This is a genomic window from Flavivirga spongiicola (assembly GCF_030540825.1).
GTDB lineage: Bacteria > Bacteroidota > Bacteroidia > Flavobacteriales > Flavobacteriaceae > Flavivirga > Flavivirga spongiicola.
In genome coordinates, this window is the sequence record NZ_JAUOEO010000002.1 from 354,561 (window position 1) to 377,086 (window position 22,526).

At 34.3% G+C, this 22,526-nt stretch carries 15 protein-coding genes; all 15 read left to right on the forward strand.

The window, feature by feature from the left end; translation table 11 throughout:
* Nucleotides 1-22 precede the first annotated feature (22 nt).
* The 15 genes from Q4Q47_RS21390 to Q4Q47_RS21460 all read left to right on the forward strand — a co-directional run bounded on the left by Q4Q47_RS21390 (nucleotide 23) and on the right by Q4Q47_RS21460 (nucleotide 22,526).
* Complete coding sequence (locus tag Q4Q47_RS21390; protein ID WP_303308765.1) at nucleotides 23-1,147, forward strand: hypothetical protein; 1,125 nt, start codon at nucleotides 23-25, stop codon at nucleotides 1,145-1,147.
* A gap of 31 nt (nucleotides 1,148-1,178) precedes the next feature.
* On the forward strand, nucleotides 1,179-2,984 hold the full coding sequence (locus Q4Q47_RS21395) for a hypothetical protein (protein WP_303308766.1): 1,806 nt from the start codon (nucleotides 1,179-1,181) through the stop codon (nucleotides 2,982-2,984).
* Nucleotides 2,985-2,996: 12 nt separating this feature from the next.
* Nucleotides 2,997-4,730, forward strand: coding sequence for a hypothetical protein (locus Q4Q47_RS21400; protein ID WP_303308767.1), 1,734 nt, complete (start codon nucleotides 2,997-2,999; stop codon nucleotides 4,728-4,730).
* On the forward strand, nucleotides 4,730-5,401 hold the full coding sequence (locus tag Q4Q47_RS21405; RefSeq protein WP_303308768.1) for a hypothetical protein: 672 nt from the start codon (nucleotides 4,730-4,732) through the stop codon (nucleotides 5,399-5,401). The genes Q4Q47_RS21400 and Q4Q47_RS21405 overlap by 1 nt, the downstream gene beginning before the upstream one ends.
* A 1-nt stretch (nucleotide 5,402) precedes the next feature.
* Nucleotides 5,403-6,098 (forward strand): hypothetical protein, encoded by a 696-nt coding sequence (locus Q4Q47_RS21410; RefSeq protein ID WP_303308769.1) that lies wholly within the window; start codon nucleotides 5,403-5,405, stop codon nucleotides 6,096-6,098.
* A gap of 22 nt (nucleotides 6,099-6,120) precedes the next feature.
* The gene (locus Q4Q47_RS21415; protein WP_303308770.1) at nucleotides 6,121-8,073 is read left to right on the forward strand and encodes a hypothetical protein; all 1,953 of its coding nucleotides are present in this window, start codon (nucleotides 6,121-6,123) and stop codon (nucleotides 8,071-8,073) included.
* Nucleotides 8,074-8,075: 2 nt separating this feature from the next.
* Nucleotides 8,076-10,070: a hypothetical protein gene (locus Q4Q47_RS21420; RefSeq protein WP_303308771.1), complete on the forward strand. Its 1,995-nt coding sequence runs from the start codon at nucleotides 8,076-8,078 to the stop codon at nucleotides 10,068-10,070.
* A gap of 11 nt (nucleotides 10,071-10,081) precedes the next feature.
* Nucleotides 10,082-11,524, forward strand: a complete 1,443-nt coding sequence (locus tag Q4Q47_RS21425) for a hypothetical protein (RefSeq protein ID WP_303308772.1) — start codon at nucleotides 10,082-10,084, stop codon at nucleotides 11,522-11,524.
* 394 nt (nucleotides 11,525-11,918) lie between these two features.
* Nucleotides 11,919-12,647, forward strand: coding sequence for a hypothetical protein (locus Q4Q47_RS21430; RefSeq protein WP_303308773.1), 729 nt, complete (start codon nucleotides 11,919-11,921; stop codon nucleotides 12,645-12,647).
* Nucleotides 12,648-12,824: 177 nt separating this feature from the next.
* Entirely contained in the window at nucleotides 12,825-14,360 is a 1,536-nt protein-coding gene (locus Q4Q47_RS21435; protein ID WP_303308774.1) for a YifB family Mg chelatase-like AAA ATPase, read from the forward strand.
* 415 nt (nucleotides 14,361-14,775) lie between these two features.
* Nucleotides 14,776-15,681: a hypothetical protein gene (locus tag Q4Q47_RS21440; protein ID WP_303308775.1), complete on the forward strand. Its 906-nt coding sequence runs from the start codon at nucleotides 14,776-14,778 to the stop codon at nucleotides 15,679-15,681.
* Nucleotides 15,682-15,978: 297 nt separating this feature from the next.
* On the forward strand, nucleotides 15,979-16,617 hold the full coding sequence (locus Q4Q47_RS21445; RefSeq protein ID WP_303308776.1) for a putative periplasmic lipoprotein: 639 nt from the start codon (nucleotides 15,979-15,981) through the stop codon (nucleotides 16,615-16,617).
* A 739-nt stretch (nucleotides 16,618-17,356) separates the two neighbouring features.
* Nucleotides 17,357-17,695, forward strand: a complete 339-nt coding sequence (locus Q4Q47_RS21450) for a hypothetical protein (protein WP_303308777.1) — start codon at nucleotides 17,357-17,359, stop codon at nucleotides 17,693-17,695.
* A 318-nt stretch (nucleotides 17,696-18,013) separates the two neighbouring features.
* The gene (locus Q4Q47_RS21455) at nucleotides 18,014-19,147 is read left to right on the forward strand and encodes a DUF2891 domain-containing protein (RefSeq protein ID WP_303308778.1); all 1,134 of its coding nucleotides are present in this window, start codon (nucleotides 18,014-18,016) and stop codon (nucleotides 19,145-19,147) included.
* Between the two features lie 151 nt (nucleotides 19,148-19,298).
* Nucleotides 19,299-22,526 (forward strand): S41 family peptidase, encoded by a 3,228-nt coding sequence (locus tag Q4Q47_RS21460; protein ID WP_303308779.1) that lies wholly within the window; start codon nucleotides 19,299-19,301, stop codon nucleotides 22,524-22,526.

The following is a 22,526-nucleotide window of genomic DNA, read 5'->3' on the forward strand; positions in this document are numbered from 1 at the left end:
ACATTAAACACCCATAAATAACATGACATACTTACAGCACATATTCATGATGTCTTTAGTGTTTGGCTTTAATGTATATGCACAGCCCGATGCGGCTTCAAAGCAAGTTATAAACGATATGGTTTTGTATCAGGACTATCTTAAAAAAAACCAATTTTATTATGTGCCTTATGGTTTGAAACTTATTACTAACAGTGAAGGAAAGCCTCAGTTTAAGTTTATTCAAATGCGTTACACAGGCACACATGCTTATGGAGATCAAGGAAATACACGTTTTAGAAGTCTTTTAAGTTTTAGTGTAACACAAAACAAACCTACAAATCAAGAATTAGATCAGGTTACTGACTCATTACGTTTAAAAGGACTGTATGTCAAATCATTAAAACCAATTCCAATAAGCAATATTAAAGCCATTTTAGTGCATGCAGCCGATATAGCTATGACAGATTCATTAAAACATACAGTCTCAGGAGGTTATTTTGAAAGCAGTACTAATGCATCGCAAAACGTCGATTGGAAAGAACGCGATTTCACTATGCGATTAAATAACCATGATGCACAATTGTTTTCGGAAAGTTTTCAGGGAAATCAACCTACTCTTAGTGTTAACTATAGCTATAGCTCAAAGCTAACAAATTTAAGATCGGAAGAACTTACGGTAATAGGTAATGAAGGTTTTGTTGAGTCGATGAGAGCTTTTGCAACCGAACAAGATTCTATACTCCAGTTACAGGAAGTGATTGTAAAATCTGATGCACTACCAATAACCATTGATATTGAAAAATGGCCGAGCCTGATTAAAAAGATTGATATCAATTCTCAGATCCCTTCAGATTATGCGGCGTTGGATGTGTACTGCTATGATTTTAATAATAACATACGTGGCGATTTATTTGCAAAACGTATAGAAATAAAAGCAGTCGGTGTAGGAGGGAACGACGTCACTTATACAAGTACTTTCAATGCAAAATACCCAGATGAATATGCTAAAAGCATACAGTTTGTTTATGCTGTAAAACTTAAAGAACCTTATCAATATAGAATTTCAGAAATCTATAAAGATGGAAATTTTAATCGTCACGACTGGGTCATAGCAGACTCATGGCATCAAATATTAGACATTACCACAAAACCCACAGAAGAATAAATAACATACCCAATACTAAAAAAAATACATCATGAAAACAAAAACCATCATATATTCAATAGGCTTTCTAGTATTTACATCACAGTTGTTTGCCGGTGTAAAATATGATGAGGGCCGCGTGCAAATAGACGGCATACAACTTTTACAGGATAGTGAAGACGATAATGCCTATTATTATCTTACCAGATTTGTAAAACTATCACAAAAGGAAGATGGGACCTATGAATTTTTATGTATAAAATACATTGGAGAAGGCGAACAAGCTAGTGGAGGCATATTTCATGCTTTAGTAGAGTTTTCGCTTCCTCAAGATATTATAGACGAAATTGAAGCGAAACTAAAAACCAGAATAGGTGAAAATGCCCGAATTGTTGGTCCCGTTCCTATGCGTCAATTCACTAAGGAGGGACAGAGTGATATTGGAAAGTTTGATGTGGTTTCATCTATCTTAAATAATACAGAAGGCGAACAAGCATTTACTACGAACGTTCTTACCTCTGGATTTGCACCATTACTTCCAAATTCCAAAGCAGCCATCGCAGCAAAATTAACACCGTCTGGAACGACACTATTATGGGAGTCTTTACAAGGGGCTACATCAGATGTCTCTGTATCTGTCCATGGCTATTATGAGGCTGTAGTAAAAGGTTACAATGCGACTATAAGTGCAGAAGCAAGCACCATTTATGAACATTATAGTAGGATAAGTAATGTTCAGAGTGGATATACAAAAAGTGAAGTGCGAAGAGTAGCAGATCAAATGATTCAAGATCAGATTATTAATGTCGACGTGTTTGATAGATCTGAAGGACTTGGAATTGACACTAAAGATATGCAAGGCATTACAGATATCGTTACAGAAAAACTAATAGAACTCATGTTCGATACCCAAACAGGTTGGGCGAAGAAACCGGAAACAGAGGTTGCAGTAGAAGCAGGTCAAATTAAAGGAAGACAGGATAGAGGATGGTTTGCAAGCGTATTTGGAGGTAAAGACGATACAGAGTATTATACAGACAATCAGTACGTAAGGAAAAAGAGAGAAGATATCAAAATAAATAAATTTTATCTCAATTTAAGTAAATCAACAACGATAAAAGTACCGGTACATACTTCGGGAAATATAGGAGGCATTTACAATCTAATGAAAGATAACGACCGTTACTTTAGAGTCGTAAATCTTGCCGATTCCGATTTTCAGAAAAGAACCGTTCATTTTCAAATTGATGGCGGGTATACAGATGCATTTAATGACATATTGAACTCTGTTTCGATTGCGTTTCGTAAAACCTATAATGATGGAAATGACGCAGCTACTTCAGATTTACTATTTACACCCAACGATATTAAAGAAGGAAAAGATTTTAAGCAAGTTGCATATCCTAGGCTTGGAATTACCGGAAGTGAATGGATGGATTACGAATATAAGATTAGTTGGAATGTTAAGGGCGAACCGGTACCAATTGAAATTCCAAAGGCTAAAGATGTTTGGAGCGTTGATAATGCGTCGCTAGTTGCTCTGGTGCCTCCGTTTAAGAAAAAAGTAGTTGATATTGATGCAGATAGGCCCGCATTTAAAGATAGTGGAGTCCGTACAGCTACCGTTAGGTTTTTTGTAATTCTCAATGGGAAAGCAACCTCGCAACGTACCATTATTTTAAGAGAATCTGATGCTGAAAACACATTAAAAATAGCGCTGTATCACGACCCTGAAGAGCCTTTGGCCTATCAGGTAACTTGGTATGGAAAGCATGGAAAATATGCAGAGGAGATTAAACAGCTAAAAGAAGATTACCTCTTTTTGATGACGCCAACCGAAGACGATTTCGAGAATTAAAACCCAATCATAATGAAATCCATACTTACATATCTATTCATCATGGTGTCTGGCCTACTGATGTCTCAGCAAATCTATATAGACAAAGGCATTCAAGTAAATGGTTTGTGGTGTTTCCCGACACATAACAACCCTCAAACTTACAGGTATTTATCTACCAAAGCACGATTAGCTTTAGATGAAGAGCAACACCCGAAGTTTTCATTTATGAGATATATTACAGAAAAGCCATCAGCAGGCGAAAATGCTACCAGCTCTGTTATAGAAGCTGGAGGCGGTGGTATTTTGCACTTTCTGGTATTATATGAAACGCCTCAGGTACAAGTAGACGAAGCAGAAATTATGCTTAAGGAACTCTTAGAAAATGACCAAGTTTCTATTGATGGTCCCATTTTATTTGATAGTGCTTCCTATGCGTTGGTTTCGTCCATACTAGATAAAGAGAACAATGAACATGAAAAGCGTTTGCTTTCTGTTGGTAAAGCACCGGTTATGGAAAACAGTAGCATAGCCCTTTCTTTTGACGTTAATCCACTAAACTCAAAACTACTTTTAGAAAGCTTTAAAATGGATACACCAGACATATCATTAGTATTTGATTTGTCATTCTCCGGATTATCTGAAGCATATGATGCAACGTTGGAAATAGATTGGTCTGAAATAAAAAAGAGTAAAAGTTTTGGAGCAGGAGGGAACATCTACTTTGTAAGTGCCGATGTGGAATTAGGCCTGGATGAACTTTTTAAAAATAACAGTATTAAACTGGTTACCAATGGAGATGATGATGACATGGAAGCATTACTAAATACGGTTTATGACAAATTGTTAGACCTTATGTTTAAACCCATAGAACCAGCTATTGTTCCAGAGGAACATCGCGGAGGACTTATGGACGCGCTTAGCTCAATCATTGGGCAAGATGGTGCGCTATCTAGTGGGAATACATTCAATTTTGGAGTGAATGCGTCTTTCCAAATGAAGGAGCTACGAACTGAGGGGAAATCAAATTTAGTTTTTAATGGAAGATCAACAGTAAACAGGCACCATTTCATCACTTTTAATATTGGTGATTTATACCAAACCTATGGTAGCGATACGCGATTTTTTAGAGACGTTCCCATTTGGGACCCTGCATTTCAGCAGCGCGAAGTCTTTGTAGGTGTAGATGGTGATTTAGAAAAAGAATTTGAAGACATGCTTAACAGTGTCACTTTAGCAATGCGTAAAAAACATGCCAATGGTAATGAAACACTTTCAGAATTAATAATTAATAAAGAGACTTTTAAAAACTATGAAGGCCATCTGTCTATGCGTTACTTAAACCAGGGAGATAGTATCCGTACCGATTGGTTGACTTACGAATACAGAACCTTATGGAAGTTTAAAGGTGGCGGTGGTTACGAATCTAAATGGGAATCTGAAAATAGCGCTATGATCAATCTATTTGTGCCTTTTCAGCGGAGAGATATTCTCTTAGACGGGAATTTAGATTTACTTAAAGAAAAGGGAGTTAGAGCTATTTCCGTTCAAATAGATTATCCATTCTTCGATCAAGTTAAATATGATAGAATTACCATACGTCCCACAGACGATCTAAAAGGTAAAAGCTTCAAAATCACACTACCTAATACAAGTGAAGAAGTGAACTATAGTATTACATGGTTACGTAAAGATGCTTCAAACCTATCTAAAACAGGAACGGACCGATTTGGACTCATATTTATTGACGAAATACCAGATGAATAATGAAAAAACAAACCAAATATATTACATACTTAATTATGATGTTGTTAGTAAGTAAAACAGCTGTTTCACAACGCATTTGTGATTATACTAAAGAACATGTAAATCTATCTAATGGCGTTTCAGTAGATATATTTAAAGAGCGAGGAAGCAATACCTACTATTATGTTCCAAATCAATTACGCTTATCTACAAAAAAAGGAAAACCGGAATATTCTTTTCAAGAGTATAAAGAAAACGAAAAAGCTGCTCCAAGTGGAGCTATTTTACATTGCCTTGTTACTTGGGGGATTACTACGGAGCAACTTAATGAATTGCGACTGTATGTAAAAAACAAACATGGAGACAAAGCTGTAGTTGCTGGAGCTATAACTATGGAGCCTAAGTCTCAGGAAGTAGAGTTTAGCCATACTATAATAGGCTATATTTTAAAACACTCCCTTAAAAGTAGAGGAACTCTATCTACACTTTCAAATAGCAAAACAGCACTCTCATTCCATATTAAAAAAAGTGATGTCGTTGTCATTCGCGATGCTATAAAGAATCCTAATAAGTTAAAAAAAACAACAATAACACTTCATTATAAATACAATTCATACACCTGTAATTCAGGGGTAAGCCAGATGTATAATAATGAAACAAAAATAATAGGGCAACTTCAAAAATGGTTTTAATATGAAAACGATTATATCAAATATAATAATACCCATATGTATTGTTTTTTCATCATACGCTACACATGCCGATGTTTATTATATTTTTTATGCTACAATAAATGGGAAAAGTGGCCATGCAGGCATCGCTATTGATAATTATAAAACGGTCGTAAAAGATACACTGGATGAAAATAATAATGTTGTTTCTGTTTATAATATTATAAAAGATGGCACCCTAACATACTATGATTTATGGCCAGAAAAAGATGATTTTAATGCTTTTAATGTAGATGATGACACCGTAGCAAAATATTATAAACTTCCGGCAGCATCGTGGGAAAACCCTATTACCATAACATCTTTATTAAGTAAAGGCATTCCACATGAAGAACATTATCCCGTAGACGGCCTTATTCAGTTAAAATCTGCTCCGGAAGCGGATGCTATTTTAAAAGAAGTTATAGAAGACATTATTGAAAATAATCAATCCTTTAATGTAAGAACCTTTAATTGTGCAGATTTTATAGAAATCATTTTAGAAAAACATCTTGATATAGAGATTCATGCAGATGAGTCCGTGTTTTTTAAACAATCTACAACACCTAACAGGTTATATCAAGAACTGTCAAAACTTAAAGATATAAACATTATAAAAAATGCTGACGAAAAAGCCAGAGGAACTTTTACGAGTCAGCGTTTAATAAAAAAAACGTAATAATAATTAACACCTTAATATCATGAAAACTATAAAACAACACTTTAAACAATGGTCTTCCAGAGTATTTTTGGGATGGATATTTATATGCTTTTTAAGCATGCAAACCATGCAGGGACAAGCTATTTTGGACTCTCAAAACAGAGTTGATGTCACCTTAGATGATGGAACAATCATTGTATTATATGGAAAAGCTAAGACCAGAGATCAAACTTTTTCCAGCGAATACCTTTATTTGCCCGTAAATCTACATTTATCAAAGCGTCCAGATGGCACCCCTGAATTTCTATTTTTGAAATATACGACAGAAGAACGTGCCGATGCTGGAGGCGCACAAGGTGCACTCATGCATTTTTTAATGGAATGGGGTTTAAGTGATAAGCAGCTTAAAGAAGCAGAAACTAAATTAAAGCAAAAAATCACCAAACTTAATGAAAACCCCAGAAGCAAGTACAGACGCGTTAGAAACCCAGTAATACTTGGTGCTGCAGATGTGAAAGTAGAAGATGGGAATTCGTTTAGAATTATTTCTTCTGTACTTACAGATGAAGGTATGGCTCAGGTCGTAGCTTCAGGAAATGCATCACCACTTCCAGGTTCTAAAATAGCAGTCGCAGCAAAACTTGATAAGACTGCTGCTCAATTATTAGCCGCCACTTTCGAAAAAAATCGTTCTATTACCGATGTGTCTCTGGAACTGAGTTTTAAATACGATGTGCTTTTCCCTGCAGTTGATGGAAAAATAGTTATTGATTGGAAAAAAATTGAAAAAAGCTTTGAAAGTTTTTCCTCAAGATATACACATAACGACAGAGATACTAAAAGTGGAAGTGACGATAGATACACTTACAATGAGGTAGATAGTATTTACAAAAGCGCTATAGAAAGTAAGGCCGTTATTTTTGAAATTGATAAAAACACAACAGATGATGAAACGGCAGATAAAATTGTAGAAAATTTTATGAATGTGTTTACAGAAGCTTTAACAGATAGAGATGCCACATCCCCACCAACACCACCATCAGATGAAGAAGCTGCAGCAAGACCGAACACCAGATATGGATCGAGATACGTGTACAATCAAACAAAAGCAGAAACCAGATTTCAACGTCAGCGTGAAGTGTATAATCTAAAATACAGGGTGGCGATACCAAAGCACTTTCCACTTACGGGTAATTTAGGATCTTGGTATGATGGGGTTCGTGATAATCCAAAATGTATTTCTTCAGTTAACTTAAACGATAAATTTTTTCAGCATAGAGATATTAACCTCATTCTGGATCTTAAGGCAGAAGACATGTTTGGTACAGAAGTTAACTATGTTACTGTTAATGTTAGAAAGAGAAGAAATCAAGGAAACGATTTTCAGGATCAGGTTACCATAGACAGAGACTACTTAAAAGAAAAAGGCGTACGAGCAGCGCTTACCTATGCTCGTGGCGAAGATAAAAACCCCGACGTTTTTGAATATAAGATGCAATGGAGTTTAAGTGGTGGTTATGTTTATCCCGAAGATCCAGAATGGATAGTTGGAGATTGGGAAGGGGTGCCATTGGCAGCTCCTGTACTTCCAAGAACTGTAGAATTAGAGGGAGATATTGATGAACTTAAAGATAGTGACATTGTTAGAGTTACTGCTGCTATTCGTTATTACAAATTTGGAAAAGAAGTAGAAACTAATGTTCCGCTAACGGTTTCAAAACAAACACCACTGGTTGCCGAGACATTCTTTACAGATAAAGACACACAAGGTTATGCCTATCGCTTGATTTTCACACATAAAAGAGAAGGCAAATTAGCATTACCATGGGAAACAAAAATCAATGATAATTATATCTATGCTTCTATTCCTGAAGCATTTCAGGATAATGAATCTGAAGTATTCAAAGAAGCTAAAGAAGCTGGAAAAGAAATACTAGACAGTGTAAAAGACAAAGTATTAGACAAATTTAAAGATGTATTAAAAGTAGACTAATTATGAAAACACTATCTAAATATTTAAGTATTTTTCTTCTTGTGTTTTTTTATTGCTTTTCAGTGAATGCACAACAAGATTTCACCATGCAAATTGTATTGGATAAGCCTGTAGATGCAGGTCCTTTAAAACTATTTCCCGGTGTTAAAGACAAAGATTCTTACTGGTACACGCCAAATAAATTACGTTTAGCTAAAAACGATGATGGTACCCCAAAAATGAAATTTGTTAAATGGGTACACAATGAAGAGAATAATACCAATGAAGGTATAGGAGGCGGTGTCCTGCATTGTGTCTATGGATTTGGAGTGACTGAAGAAGAGTTAGATGAAGCGGAAAAAGCGCTCAAAAAAATTAATAGTAGAGGGAAAATTGTTGGTTCTGTTATTTATAAAGAAGGCACCGTTACGGTGTCTATTCCAAAATTAATGGACCCTGAGGCACAGGAAATTGTAGCCATGGCACCGGCTCCAACGATGGAAGGTAATTATGTAGCAGTAAACATGCAATTAGATAAACGTTCTGCATCACTGCTTTGGGATTCGTTTAAAACAGGAAATTCTTTAGTGACCTTCAATTTTAATATGACCATTGCCGGATACAATTCTCCTATAGAAGCGAAAATTAAAATTCATACAGATCAAATTTATGACAGTCAGCAATTTAAAGCAGGCTTAGCAACGCCATGGTTAAATGCAGAAATTGACGTATTGGTTAAAGAACTGATAGACAATGGATCTATAGAAATTGAAAAAATTGGAGATAACTTTAGTATGCAAGCTGCTATAGATAAAGTCGTTGAAAAAGCTACAGATTTATTGTTTACACCTTTTGGAAGTTCTCAGGGGCCTAGTATATCTCAATTAACATCGGCAGCCAACTCACAAGGTAATGAAAGCCTATTAACAAGAGCAACCAATCTTTTAAACACCTCTAGAACCGAAGCCAGAACAGAGCGAGATGCTGTTAGAAGACGAAATGCAGAAAGGGAAAGAGTTGCTCGTGAAGAACGAGAACGCGCTGCTAGTACTGATGAAACAGACTCAGATTCGGACTCTGACAGTGATGTGGCTAGTACAGATGCAACAGATGGTGATTTAAGGCCAGAGCAATCAGGTGGATTAACCCCTGGAGATTCTCAACGGGCAGTAAATGGCACAACCCCTAGCAATAATGCATCAAACCTTGAAGAGGAACCAAACATGCCTTCCATTGCTATTGTAGCTTCATACACAGTAAAGAAGATAAAAATCTCCGGAACAAAGACATTTAGTTTAAAAGAAAGCTATCCAACAACCATTCCTTCACCATTTGGTGGCGATTTAGAAGTGAATATGACTAGTTGCCCTAAATGTTTTATAGAAACCAATCTGGACGACCCCGTATTTAAACAACGTGAAATATTAGCCTTGTTAGACGGGTTAAACGCCAATGATTTTGATAAGTATATCAATTATGGAACTGTGCAATTACGTAAAAAACATGAGTCTGAAGCATTTACCTATGACGAAGTGCGTATTACCCGTAAAAACTTTAATCAGGACGGTAACCTATTCACCATGTTATATGGATGGAAAGGAGACAATAACAGGTCGAAATGGTTTGATTACGATTATAAAATTGCATGGAGTTTCTTTGGTGGAAATAATATAGAAACCGATTGGGAGTCTACGAACAGAAGTGCTATTAATTTGAGCCCTCCTTTGACCAGAAGAGTCATAACGATAGAAGCCGATAAAGATTTACTTGATGAACAAAGAGTACGCGCTATAGATATAAAAATCTATTACAACTTAGGAGGGGATGACCAAATGAAACAATTTAGTTTAAACCCTAAAAAAGATGTGCTTTCCGGGCAAGTAGAATTTATGTTACCCAATGGAAGTCAGGAATATGATTACGAAGTCACTTGGAGGCTATGGGGAAATGAACAAAAAACATCGGGAAGACAAACCACAAGTTTTGAAACCTTATATGTTGATGAACTGCCTAACTAAAAATGAAACAGATGAACACATTAATAAAAATAACATATATCATACTTGTTGGATTTTGCTTCAATCAGGTATACTCACAAAATACAGACAGAGCTACTATTATAGCTAATATAGAATTCTTTTATTACGATAACCCTTCTAATAGTACCTATTTAGGTGTGGATAATCAGCAAGTTAGCAATGGCACTGAATCCGGAGCATTTTGGACCAATGCGAATACCACGTCACTTCGTGATTTTGTAAGAGCTTTATTAAAAACCCCTAGTAATGGAGGAGATGCCTCATTACAGTATTATACCGCAAAACTTTTACGGATCAATAATAGAAAAATTGCGGTGTATTTATGGAATGATCAAACAGCTTTTACAGCATCAAGTGTGCCTTCCACTGTTCATAATCCGAGACCGGATGGTACTGGACATGTTTGGCCCCATGCATCGCATTGGACCCTGGCACAAGAACCTAATTGGGGCGGTTATATGGATATGGGAATACACTATATTGGTATTCATGGTGCACAATGGCTAAAAGAAACCTTTCTTCATGAGCTCATGCATGCCGAAGATCAAACAAACTCACTGGCACTACCGTTTAATGTCGATGGTCACTGGTACCACTATGGTAATGACGGGTCTCATTTCTATACCGAAGCTGTACCGAGTAAACGTTTTGCGTATATGGAAGCCATAGCACACGTAGCTGCTTTTTATTATAATTATAGTCAATTTCAACAGCATTTTAATTGGTTTAACAGAAATGGAGACATGCGTGTCGAACGAAATGCGCCTTCACAATGGCGGCGATGGTTACGTCAGTTATTTGGTTATGATGGTCATGTGTGGCTTCATGATGAAATTAGAGAAGCAACAGGTAGTAGTGGAAGACGATTAAATAATCAATATAGTGTCTATAGAATTCAAGACCTTCCAGGGAAATTTATTGTGCATAATGAAACCGTCATGGCTATGATGATGACCATGACTTCCATGCATGTTGCAGAAATAGATCCGTTTATCTGGGCAGTAAAAACCTTTAATACTAGAATATCTGCCAATCAGGGGCAAGACCCCTTGGCACTATTCGTAAAAGTATTTTCAGAAGGTATGTTACAAAGTGGAGAAACGATTAGTGCTATAAAGCAAGAATTAGATGCACGTAATTATACAGCAGCCTCTGTTGATACCCCTTATACATTTATTCTTCCACTGGCGTATTCCGATTATTTTACTGGATATACCAGTACCACAAAAGATCAGTTTAAAGCACTCTTTAATAACGAAATGGATACCGATCTTATTGATATTTATTGGGACCATTTTAAAGATAGAGTACGTAATAATGTTTCTATTCGTAGTAGTAGATCATTAACAGATATGACGACTATTGCTATGCAATGTGGCGTCAATCAAAGTTACCTTCCTGGTACTAGTGGTAGGAGGTATGAAGGAAATTAAAGAATACTTAGTATGTACTATATATTATAGGATGGTTGTAGCTTTATCATGCTAGGTGTTAATTAAGGCCCCGAAATATTTTCGGGGTCTTATGTTTTCAAGCATAGAATGGGGTAGCAGGTAAAACAAAAAGATCTCCTCTTTTAATTTTATTTCTTTTGATTACTCATACGGCCACTAGTTTTAAAAATTAGTGGTAACTGGGGAAAAACACCCATTAAATAAAATAAAACACTTGTCATATTTCGGAATAATCCCCTTGTGATTTTTAGGCTTTTCACTCTTGAGTAAACCTAACTTTCAAAATATCTTTATATCAATATTTCAAAATGAAAACTTAATTTAAAATACAGTATTAATAAATCAAAGTCAATCAACCTCAAAAACTCACCAAATGGAAGATGCCAATTGTATATTAACTATTAAAAGTACTATTGATGGTATTTGGGTTAATAATAATGAAGACTCAAAAAGCACAACTAAAGTTATTATTTCTAACAATGGAAAAAATGTTCAGATATTTGATAAATGTAGCCCAAAACATTATGACAGAAGAACTAATATCCTAACTCCTGAAGGATATAGTACAAATATGTATTGGGCCATTTTTAATAGTGGTATAGCGAAATCTACATTTATATTTACTATTGATAATAATAACATGGAAGTAAGGTATGAGCAAGATTATAAATCTCCATCCAAGGAAACAAAAAGGTTTATTGAAAACTTTACCAAACTTGATTTATCTGTAAATAACTCGGTAGTTACATCAACCTATGCAAGAACTAAGACGCCTCCAGAAACTGAAGTTGTGAGTAAACTATTACCAGAACTTAATAATACACCTATTTTGTTTAGGGACCATTTATTTACCGATTATGATATTGAAAACCCATATGAAACTACAAGCGTAAAAACTGAGATACCTCCAGTTAAAGCTTTTAAATCAGAAATTTATTACTGTTTACCTAGTACTTATCATTTAGAATATAATGAAAGTAAAAATTATGGCTTACTTAAATGGATATTAAACGTATCGATATTTATTGGGAATATTTTAAATAGAGCACGTCATACGGTTTCTATTCGTAGATTAATGTCATTAGCAGATATGACTACCTAATCAAGTAATGTGGTGTAAATCATAGTAACCTCCTCGGCACTAGAGGGAAGGTTTATGAAGGAAACAAAAGCACTAGGTATATTCTATTAAGGGATGGTTGTAGGTTTATTATAATGTAAGTTTAATTTGTTTACAATAAGAAATACTTTTCTTACATTTAAGCGATAAACAAATTATATGCTTAAAAAAGTTTTTGGAAGTGCCGTTTTCGGTGTAGAAGCGACAACAATAACCGTTGAAGTAAACGTAGATTCAGGGATTGGTTACCATTTAGTTGGATTACCAGATAACGCAATAAAAGAGAGTAATTACCGTATAGCCGCCGCATTACAGAATAACGGCTATAAAATCCCCGGAAAGAAAATAACAATTAATATGGCTCCTGCCGACTTGCGAAAGGAGGGGAGTGCATACGATCTTACTTTAGCTATTGGCATCCTTGCAGCCTCCAAGCAAATTCAAGCTGAAACGCTAGGGAAGTATTTGATTATGGGAGAACTCTCCCTTGATGGAAGTTTACAACCCATAAAAGGAGCTTTGCCCATTGCAGTGAAGGCAAGAGAAGAGAATTATAAAGGTTTTATTTTACCTAGTCAAAATGCTAAAGAAGCTGCTATTGTTGATGGGTTGGAAGTTTATGGTGTTGATAATATCAAGCAAGTCATCAATTTTTTTGATAAAGGCGAACCACTTGAGCAAACCATTATCAATACCCGAGAAGAGTTTTATAAAAATTTAGAGTTTCCGGAATTTGATTTTTCCGATGTAAAAGGGCAAGAAGGTATTAAGCGTTGTATGGAAATTGCGGCGGCTGGTGGTCATAATATTATTTTAATTGGCCCTCCGGGAGCAGGTAAAACCATGTTAGCAAAACGCCTGCCAAGTATCTTACCACCTATGACCTTGTATGAAGCTTTGGAAACAACCAAGATACATTCTGTGGTTGGTCGGGTAAAAGATACAGGATTGATGGCGCAACGTCCGTTTAGGAGTCCACATCATACTATTAGTGACGTTGCACTTGTTGGAGGAGGTGCATTTCCACAACCGGGAGAGATCTCTTTATCTCATAATGGGGTATTGTTTTTAGACGAGTTACCCGAATTTAAACGTGGCGTTCTAGAAGTGCTACGTCAACCCTTGGAAGATAGAGAAGTGACTATTTCAAGAGCCAAATTTACGGTGACTTATCCATCGTCGTTTATGTTAGTAGCGAGTATGAACCCAAGCCCAGGAGGTTATTTTAACGACCCTAATGCTCCAGTTACATCTAGTCCAGCAGAGATGCAACGGTATTTAAGTAAAATTTCAGGGCCTTTATTAGATAGAATTGATATTCATATTGAAGTGACTCCTGTACCTTTTGAAAAGCTTTCTGAGGATAGAAAAGGAGAAACTTCTGTAGATATTAGAAAACGGGTTACCAAAGCTAGAGCCATTCAAACCAATCGTTTTAAGGAATCGGATGTAGTGCATTATAATGCACAAATGAATACGAAACAAATTAGGAATTATTGTTTGTTGGATGACGCTTCTAAACAATTATTAAAAACCGCTATGGAGCGATTAAATCTTTCTGCTCGTGCTTATGATAGGATTTTAAAAGTTTCTAGAACGATTGCGGATTTAGAAGGTGTTGAAGCAGTTAATGGAACTCATATTAGTGAGGCCATTCAGTATAGGAGTTTGGATCGTGAAGGGTGGTTGGGGTGACTAATTCCTACGACATGTGCTGAACTTGTTTCAGTAAGGCAGGAATTTTTTATGAGATAAAGTAATACAACAAAAAATAAATCACCTTCATAATAATCCCATTGTGACTAATTTTGTTTCCAATCCAATTAATTGGAAGTATAATAGTACAAGGAACTAAGAAGAAATAATGAATTTTGATAAGTTTAAAAAACAATCCTAAGCAATACGAAAGAAATTTATGTTCTTATACTGCCACCCTATTTTATTTTTTAGTTGTATTAATTAAAATAATAAGTTTAAAAACAATATAAGTAGTTACAAAATCAAAATAGACTAATTGAATTTTCTAACCAAATATTTCAACAATGATACTTTAGAAATAGCTAAAGTTATAATTCCTTTATCAGCAGGCATACTCTCAATTGGTTTCTTATTGAAAAACACATTTGAATTAAGTTATGGGGTCGTAATTTTAGTTACAGTCGTGATTTTATTTTTTATACTTCCCTTTATATCCTATTATAATAAAAAAAGAATTGCTAAAAAAATTCCATTAGCTATTGTAAAAAAGGATATCGAAAAAGAAGCAAAAAAAATTGATAAATTGATTGAAGGGCTTGATAAGGAATCTGACTTTTATAAATTGAGATATATTGCTTATAGAATAAAAGTTGAGCTAAATAAATATAACCTTATGTCTAATGGAATATACCCACAGTTTTGTTTAGACCACCGTATGTATTTTATGTATATTTTTAGAAGTGTATTGGATATTTTAGGTAAAGGAGATGTTTATAGGACTGTAACAACAATAGATATTTGGCAATTCGATGAAGACGACAAAAAATTATTGGACGGATATCCCGGTTTACAAAAAGAATACAAAAAGAGTTTTTTGAAGTCAAATGTTGAAGCAGCAAAAAGATTAGTAAATATTGAAAGATTCTTTATCATTGATGAATTAGCATCAAAAAATATTAACAGTGCTTATTCTATAAATCTACGAGATACTGTTCAAAGGCTAGTAAATGAATTAGACCACGATACTCGAGAATGTAAAATTTTCTTCTGTCCAACTAAAAATTATGTAAATGAAACTAAAAAGGATATTGCTTTTGCTCTTATTCGTAACGAAGAAAATACATCCTTTATGTACCTTTATTCAAATAATACTGATATGCTTCCTTCTATTGAAATGAATTTTCTTGATAATAACGAAGAAGTAAACTATCAAAGACTTTATAAAAAATTAAAGTATTATAGAGATAAATCAGGTTCCGAAAAGTTTAGTCTAGAACAAATGGCAAAAAAACTCGGAATTTCTAAAAATAATAATTAGGAATCTATTTAATAATTGAATTTGTTCTATCCTAAAAATAAATAAATATAGCTTAGTTTGTTTCCATTTAGCCTAGAAACAGATATTCAAATAATCATAAACTATTAATCTGAATAACAGTTAATTAACTTTTTTTAATTATCTTTAAGGCTCTCCTTTAGGCACTTAGATGCCGTATTGAATTTTATTTAATAGCAAAAGACCTCTCTCACTAAATATATTTAACTGGCACAGCTATTCCTGTTGCTGAGTTTCGTGTTGTAGGCGGTCCAATTTAACAAACTTAAACTAATAATTATGAAAAACTTAATGTTGTTTATTATGATTGCGGTCATGTTAGCTGCATGCAATCAAAAACCTAAGGAAGCTGCTAGCGTTCCTAGCCCAGAACCAGAAGTTAAAATAGTAGATCCCACATGGCCCATGCCCGAAGGAGCTGCTGCTATTGAACTCAGCAAGGCTGAGGTTTCAAAAGAAGGAGAACTCATAGAAGGAAATGTGACTTTAAAAGGGTTGACTCTTTTAAAGGATACCATATTTTCGGGCGAGTTTAACGATGTGATTCCATTAGTTATTACTGCTAGAATTGCTAAAGAAGAAGTTGCTAAATTTCGAGATGGCCTTAGTAGTTATGAGCATCGTGTAGATATTAATAAAATAGGAGAAGATGGTGTGTATTCTTTTCCCATAGAACTGATTGGTTATAAGCCTGGTGGCGTATCTGTTATGCTTTCATGGAAATGGCCTGTAGCCACAGAGGGTTGTTGTTCTATAGCTTTATTGGCTGTTTTAGCAGGATGTAATAACAATGCCGCTTGTATTTGTGCAACATTGGCAGCTATGGCAGCACCAGGTTCTTGGTGCTGTAGTATACATCCTAAGGTGTTTAGGTATTATTGGGGTTTTTATGGATGTACTGGACCATCTCCTTATTAAAAGAGAAGAGAAATAGATACATACTAACTGGTTACGAAAATCAATTTATAAATTAAAAAGGTTTAGAGGTTTAGATACTCTAAACCTTTTATTTTATATAATAACTTTTCCAGTTATAAAAATGAATATTAGTAGTGACATAAAAAATACCTGCTACCTGCTAGTTTTCAAAACTAGTGGAGGTAAGAGTAAGAAAACAAAAAACAGAAAAGTTCTCCTTATATGTGCCTTTTTGGAAATAACAAAACAAATTCCAACAAACACAAGAATCTTTCATAATCCAGAAATAAATATACGAAGCCTAGTTTGCTTTCATTTTGTCTTGAAATAGGTATTCGAAGAATTATAAACAATTAACCTGAATAACGGTTAATTGTGTTTTTTTGTTTATCTTTAAACTCTCCTTAAGGTACTTAGGTGCCGCATAGAACTCTCTTTAATAGCAAAAGATTAACCTCTTTCTAAATTTATTTAACTGGACTGTTGTTCCTGTTGCTATATTTCGTGTTGCAGCAGGTCATTTATCAAAGAGCCCAATCAATTATAAAAAAACATCAAATAATTACTAATTTAGAAAGAGTTGAAGAAGTTAATGGTTAATTAATGTGGTTTTTCCGCATAGGAATTTGATCGTAAGAATTGTTGGATAAAATATTTTTGTATAACTTTGCTTACATACTACCCGTTTTTGTTTTTTATTGTATTTAAGTCATAATGCTTAGGAAATTATAAAAAAATAATGAGGGAAATCAAGACTAACTGGACGAGCGAAGAACTAAAAATTTATACATTAATTTATTGTGCTAATACCGATTTTTCTGAATCAAAATTTGAAATAAACTATATCAAATCAAAAATGCGAACGAGTAATTTTGAAAAAATCCAAAATGAATTTAAGAAAGATAATGACTATCAAAGTATCAAAAGAATCCAATTATTGATTAAAGATCATGGTTATACTAATGATGACATAAATACGTTATTTAAAGAAATAAAGACTCTTTTTTTAAGTGATAATAAATATGATTTTTTGGAAAAAAATCTAAATAGAGGTTTAAAACGTATTTTAAATAATTAAGGTTTACTAACAAAAAATAAAAATCTACAAGTCAAACAAATATTTGTTTAGAGTTAAGGCTCTTTGAGTATAGTTGCACTAGAATACAGAGTAGAAACTGCTTTAATAAAGGTTAAAATATTTCAGAAGGGGCTTTCTGCTTAATATGAAACCAAAAAAGCAGTTTCTACTCTGTATTCAAGTTAAAACCATTTGAGAGTGTAAAATATCGCATGTCGACTCGTTTATTTAAAATCTAAATGCCTTAGATAATCTACAATACTTAAAAATATATCAATTGTTACCCGATTCTAAGAATTCATTTTCTAAATTTATGGCATGCAAAAATATATCACACTATTGTTAGTAGCTATTTTATTTAGCTGTAATACTTCAAAAGAAGAAAAACAAAAAAATAAACCTGTTTTAAGTACTGCTTCACTTTCCGATAATACAAAAGTTCTAGAGGTTCCAAAACTCAATTTAAAAGGTGCCAATACTTTAGCAGAATTGCCTTTGCATTGTATGAATACTGAGTATCCAAACAAATTATCTCAAACATTAGGAGGTGATGCCGATTTAAAATCACCCAGCGTATTGCACCCTGCTTTTTATGGTTGTTTTGATTGGCACTCTGCAGTTCATGGGCATTGGAGTTTAGTAAGTTTGCTAAAATCCTTTCCCGAAATGGATAAAGCAGAAACCATTAGGCAAAAATTACTTCATAATATATCAAAAGAAAATATAGGAATAGAAGTGGCTTATTTTTTTGGTAAGCATAATAAATCTTATGAACGTACCTATGGATGGGCCTGGTTACTAAAACTGGCAGAAGAAATACATGGTTGGGATGCGCCAATAGCAAGAGAATTAGAAGCTAATCTTCAGCCTTTAACCGATTTAATTGTTAGTAAATATATAGAGTTTCTTCCTAAACTAAATTATCCAATCCGCGTAGGAGAGCATCCAAATACAGCTTTCGGGCTCAGTTTTGCATGGGATTATGCTAACACATTAAATAATAGTACATTAAAAACTTTAATAGAACAGCGTGCTAAAGAATTTTATTTAAAAGATGTAGGTTGTCCAATAATCTGGGAGCCTGGCGGCTTCGATTTTTTATCACCTTGTTTAGAAGAAGCTGCTTTAATGAAACGGGTGTTAGTTCCGTCTGAATTTAAAGTATGGATAAACTTATTTTTGCCACAGTTAAGTAAGGAAAACTTTGTATTAGAAACTGGAAAAGTATCTGATAGGAAAGATGGAAAACTAGTACATTTAGATGGCGTTAATTTTTCACGTGCCTGGAGTTTAAATAAGATTGCGGAAGGATTACCCGAATATGCACACCTTAAGGACATGGCAAATCATCATATTAATTATTCGTTATCAGGTATTGTAGACGATAGCTATGAGGGAGGGCATTGGTTAGGTAGTTTTGCTATTTACGCGTTAAATTCTGTTACAGAATAGAAAATGGAGTGGTAATAATAAAATGAATTCTCCAAGGTTTTGACTCAGAAGCTCCTTTGAAATTCCTTTATTTGTTAAAGAATACCTAATAATAAGCTTATAAAATATAAATATTTTAGATTTGATGTGTTTTAACTAATTAATCATCAAAATGAAGTTATTTTTAAAGTTTGTATTAGTATTTGGTTTTCTTTTTACTAATAACATTTTTGCTCAAAGTCCCTTAATCAATTTTCCTTCAATAAGTCCAAACGGACAGTCTATAGCCTTTAATTATCAAGGGGATATTTGGACTTCAGATAGAGACGGACAAAACACAAAGCGACTCACTATTCATGAGGCAAATGATACGAATCCAATTTGGAGTTTTGATGGAAAATCAATAGCATTCACAAGCAATAGATATGGTAATAATGATATATATGTTATAGCATCAACGGGGGGAGCCCCAAAGCGAATAACCTATCATTCAACAAGTGATAATATTACAGATTATACTAAGAATGGGGACATCCTTTTTTCAACACGTAGAGATTTTGCTCAGGTAGAATGGGAAAATGAAACGCATATTGTTAACGAAAAAGGAGGAACACCCTATAGATATATGAATGCGTTTGGGCTTCATGCGACCTTATCGCCTAACGGAAAGTTTATTGCCTTTGTTAAAGGGAGTTGCAGGATTCAACGTGAAGATTATAAGGGGGCAGCAAATAATGATATTTGGATCTATAATATTGAAAAAGATACTTATATTCAGTTAACAACTTTTGAAGGACAAGATTTTTATCCGCAATGGGGTGATGATACAACTATTTATTTTCAATCAGCCAGAAGTGGAAGGTACAATGTACATAAACTAGATATTAATAGTGCAGGAGAAAAGCAAGGTAACATCACTTCAATAACGTCATTTAAAGATATGGGAATCTTTTCATTTCACATAAGTAGGAATGGCAAAGATTTGGTTATGATTAAAGGTGATAAAGTGTATTTAGTAAATGCTATTTCAAAAAAACAACAGGAAGTTAAAATAAATATTGCTTCAGATTATAGGTTGGATCCCATAGAGCATAAAACGTATAGTAATAATATTAGAGATATAGCCTTGTCTCCTAATGGCGATTATAGCGCTTTAGTAATTCGGGGCGAAATTTTTATAAGAGAAAATAAAAAAGAAAAATCTAGAACAGTTAATGTTTCTAAGTCGTCTTATAGAGATCGAATGCCCGTATGGTTAAGTGATAGCACACTCGTTTTTGTATCGGATAGAGATGGGCAAAACGATTTATATTTAGCGAAATCTGATGACGATAAAGAGGGTGATTTATTCAAAACATTGAAACATAAAGTAGTAAGACTGTCGAAAACTAATGAACAGGAGTCTAATCCAGTACTATCACCCAATGGAAAATCACTTGTTTTTAATAGAGGTAGAGGGAAATTAGTTGTAGCAAATATTGATACCAATGGAAAATTGTCAAAAGAAACAATGTTATTAGACGGTTGGAATAATGCTAGTAATGTGTCTTGGTCTCCAGATTCAAAATGGTTAGCATATAGCTTACAAGATTTAGATTTTAATGCCGAAATATATATCCATAAAGCAGATAATAGTAGAAAACCAGTTAATATTTCTATGCATCCCAAACAAGATAGAGGCGCCATTTGGAGCTCGGATGGAAAAAAACTCATGTTTTCATCTAATAGAAATAATAGTGATTTTGATATTTGGTTTACTTGGTTGAATAAGAAAGATTGGGAAAAAACGAAGCGTGATTGGGATGAAGACCCGGATGATTCTTCAAAGAAAAAAGACAAAAAGGATAAAGATGACAAAGAAAAGGAGAAAGATATTGTAGAAGATGTTGTTATCGATTTTCAAGATATTCATGAACGTCAGGTTCAGGTAACATCATTTGTAGGAGGTGAGTTTGGTGCAGCATTTTCAAAAGACGGGAAAACTATTTATTATACAACAGGAAATGGTAATAGAGGAGATGCTAGTGTAGAATCTGATTTATTCAAAATTTCATGGGAAGGGAAAGATAAAAAGGCAATAACAACAAAAAATAGCAGGCCGTCTAATATAATTCTAGATAAAAAATATTCTAAGTTGTTTATGACGAAAGGACCTGGAAGCCTTAATAGTATAAATTTATCGAGTGATAAATCAGAAAACCTCCCTATATCTGCTAAGTTAGATATTGATTACAATTTAGAATCCAATCAAATATTTGAAGAAGCATGGAAAGCTATTAATGATGGATTCTACGACCCTAATTTTCATGGAAAAAGCTGGGAAAACCTTAAGAAAGTGTACAAACCTTTAGCAATGAAGGCCTCCACTCGTAGCGATTTTCAAAACATGTTCAATTGGATGTTAGGGCAAGTAAATGCTAGTCATATGGGCTTTAGAAGTGGAGAACAAAGAGACCACTTGCAAAGAGAAAGAACAGGCTTGTTAGGCTTAGAATTATTTCCAGATAAAAACGGAAGCCTTAAAGTATTATCAGTAGTAAATAACATGCCAGGAGATAGAAGTGTAAGTAAGCTTTATGTTGGTGATATTATTACGGCTGTTAATGGTACTAAACTTACTAAAAACCTAAATATTTATAGTTTGTTAGAAGGTACTTCGGACGAAAAAATTTATTTAGAAGTCAATAGAAGTGATGCTATTAAAGAAATAGTTATTAGACCAAAAAGCAGCAACCGAGTTGAAAATTATAATGCTTGGGTAAAAGAGCGCAAGCAGTTAACTAATAAGTATTCTAATGGAAAGTTAGGGTACATTCATATACAGGGTATGAACTGGTCAAGTTTTGAGCGTTTTGAGCGAGAGCTTACAGCAGCAGGACATGGAAAAGAGGGGGTTGTAATAGATGTACGTTTTAATGGCGGTGGCTGGACAACCGATTATTTAATGGCAGTACTCAATGTAAAACAACATGCATATACGGTGCCTAGAGGCGCGGCAAAAGACTTAGAAAAGGAACATAAAAAGTTTAAGAATCACTATCCTTTTAGTGAGCGTTTGCCTTTAGCGTCTTGGACAAAACCATCGATAGCATTATGTAATCAATCAAGTTATTCTAATGCCGAAATATTTTCACATGCTTATAAAGCATTAAACATAGGAACTTTAGTTGGTGTACCTACGTTTGGAGCTGTTATTTCTACCGGAAGCGCATCTCTAATTGATGGTTCTAGAGTCAGAATGCCTTTTAGAGGTTGGTACGTAAAAGAATCTCAGTCCAATATGGAGTTGGGACCTGCAGTACCAGATGTTTTAGTATTCAATAACCCGGATGATAAGTCTAAAAAAGAAGATACGCAACTTAAAAAAGCAGTTGACGTTTTACTAACTCAAATAAAATAA

What these genes read in the sequence shown, in the direction of transcription:
- Q4Q47_RS21390 (WP_303308765.1), top strand. Translation starts at nt 23, where the DNA reads ATGACATACTTACAGCACATATTCATGATGTCTTTAGTGTTTGGCTTT.
- Q4Q47_RS21395 (WP_303308766.1), top strand. Translation starts at nt 1,179, where the DNA reads ATGAAAACAAAAACCATCATATATTCAATAGGCTTTCTAGTATTTACA.
- Q4Q47_RS21400 (WP_303308767.1), top strand. Translation starts at nt 2,997, where the DNA reads ATGAAATCCATACTTACATATCTATTCATCATGGTGTCTGGCCTACTG.
- Q4Q47_RS21405 (WP_303308768.1), top strand. Translation starts at nt 4,730, where the DNA reads ATGAAAAAACAAACCAAATATATTACATACTTAATTATGATGTTGTTA.
- Q4Q47_RS21410 (WP_303308769.1), top strand. Translation starts at nt 5,403, where the DNA reads ATGAAAACGATTATATCAAATATAATAATACCCATATGTATTGTTTTT.
- Q4Q47_RS21415 (WP_303308770.1), top strand. Translation starts at nt 6,121, where the DNA reads ATGAAAACTATAAAACAACACTTTAAACAATGGTCTTCCAGAGTATTT.
- Q4Q47_RS21420 (WP_303308771.1), top strand. Translation starts at nt 8,076, where the DNA reads ATGAAAACACTATCTAAATATTTAAGTATTTTTCTTCTTGTGTTTTTT.
- Q4Q47_RS21425 (WP_303308772.1), top strand. Translation starts at nt 10,082, where the DNA reads ATGAACACATTAATAAAAATAACATATATCATACTTGTTGGATTTTGC.
- Q4Q47_RS21430 (WP_303308773.1), top strand. Translation starts at nt 11,919, where the DNA reads ATGGAAGATGCCAATTGTATATTAACTATTAAAAGTACTATTGATGGT.
- Q4Q47_RS21435 (WP_303308774.1), top strand. Translation starts at nt 12,825, where the DNA reads ATGCTTAAAAAAGTTTTTGGAAGTGCCGTTTTCGGTGTAGAAGCGACA.
- Q4Q47_RS21445 (WP_303308776.1), top strand. Translation starts at nt 15,979, where the DNA reads ATGAAAAACTTAATGTTGTTTATTATGATTGCGGTCATGTTAGCTGCA.
- Q4Q47_RS21450 (WP_303308777.1), top strand. Translation starts at nt 17,357, where the DNA reads ATGAGGGAAATCAAGACTAACTGGACGAGCGAAGAACTAAAAATTTAT.
- Q4Q47_RS21455 (WP_303308778.1), top strand. Translation starts at nt 18,014, where the DNA reads ATGCAAAAATATATCACACTATTGTTAGTAGCTATTTTATTTAGCTGT.
- Q4Q47_RS21460 (WP_303308779.1), top strand. Translation starts at nt 19,299, where the DNA reads ATGAAGTTATTTTTAAAGTTTGTATTAGTATTTGGTTTTCTTTTTACT.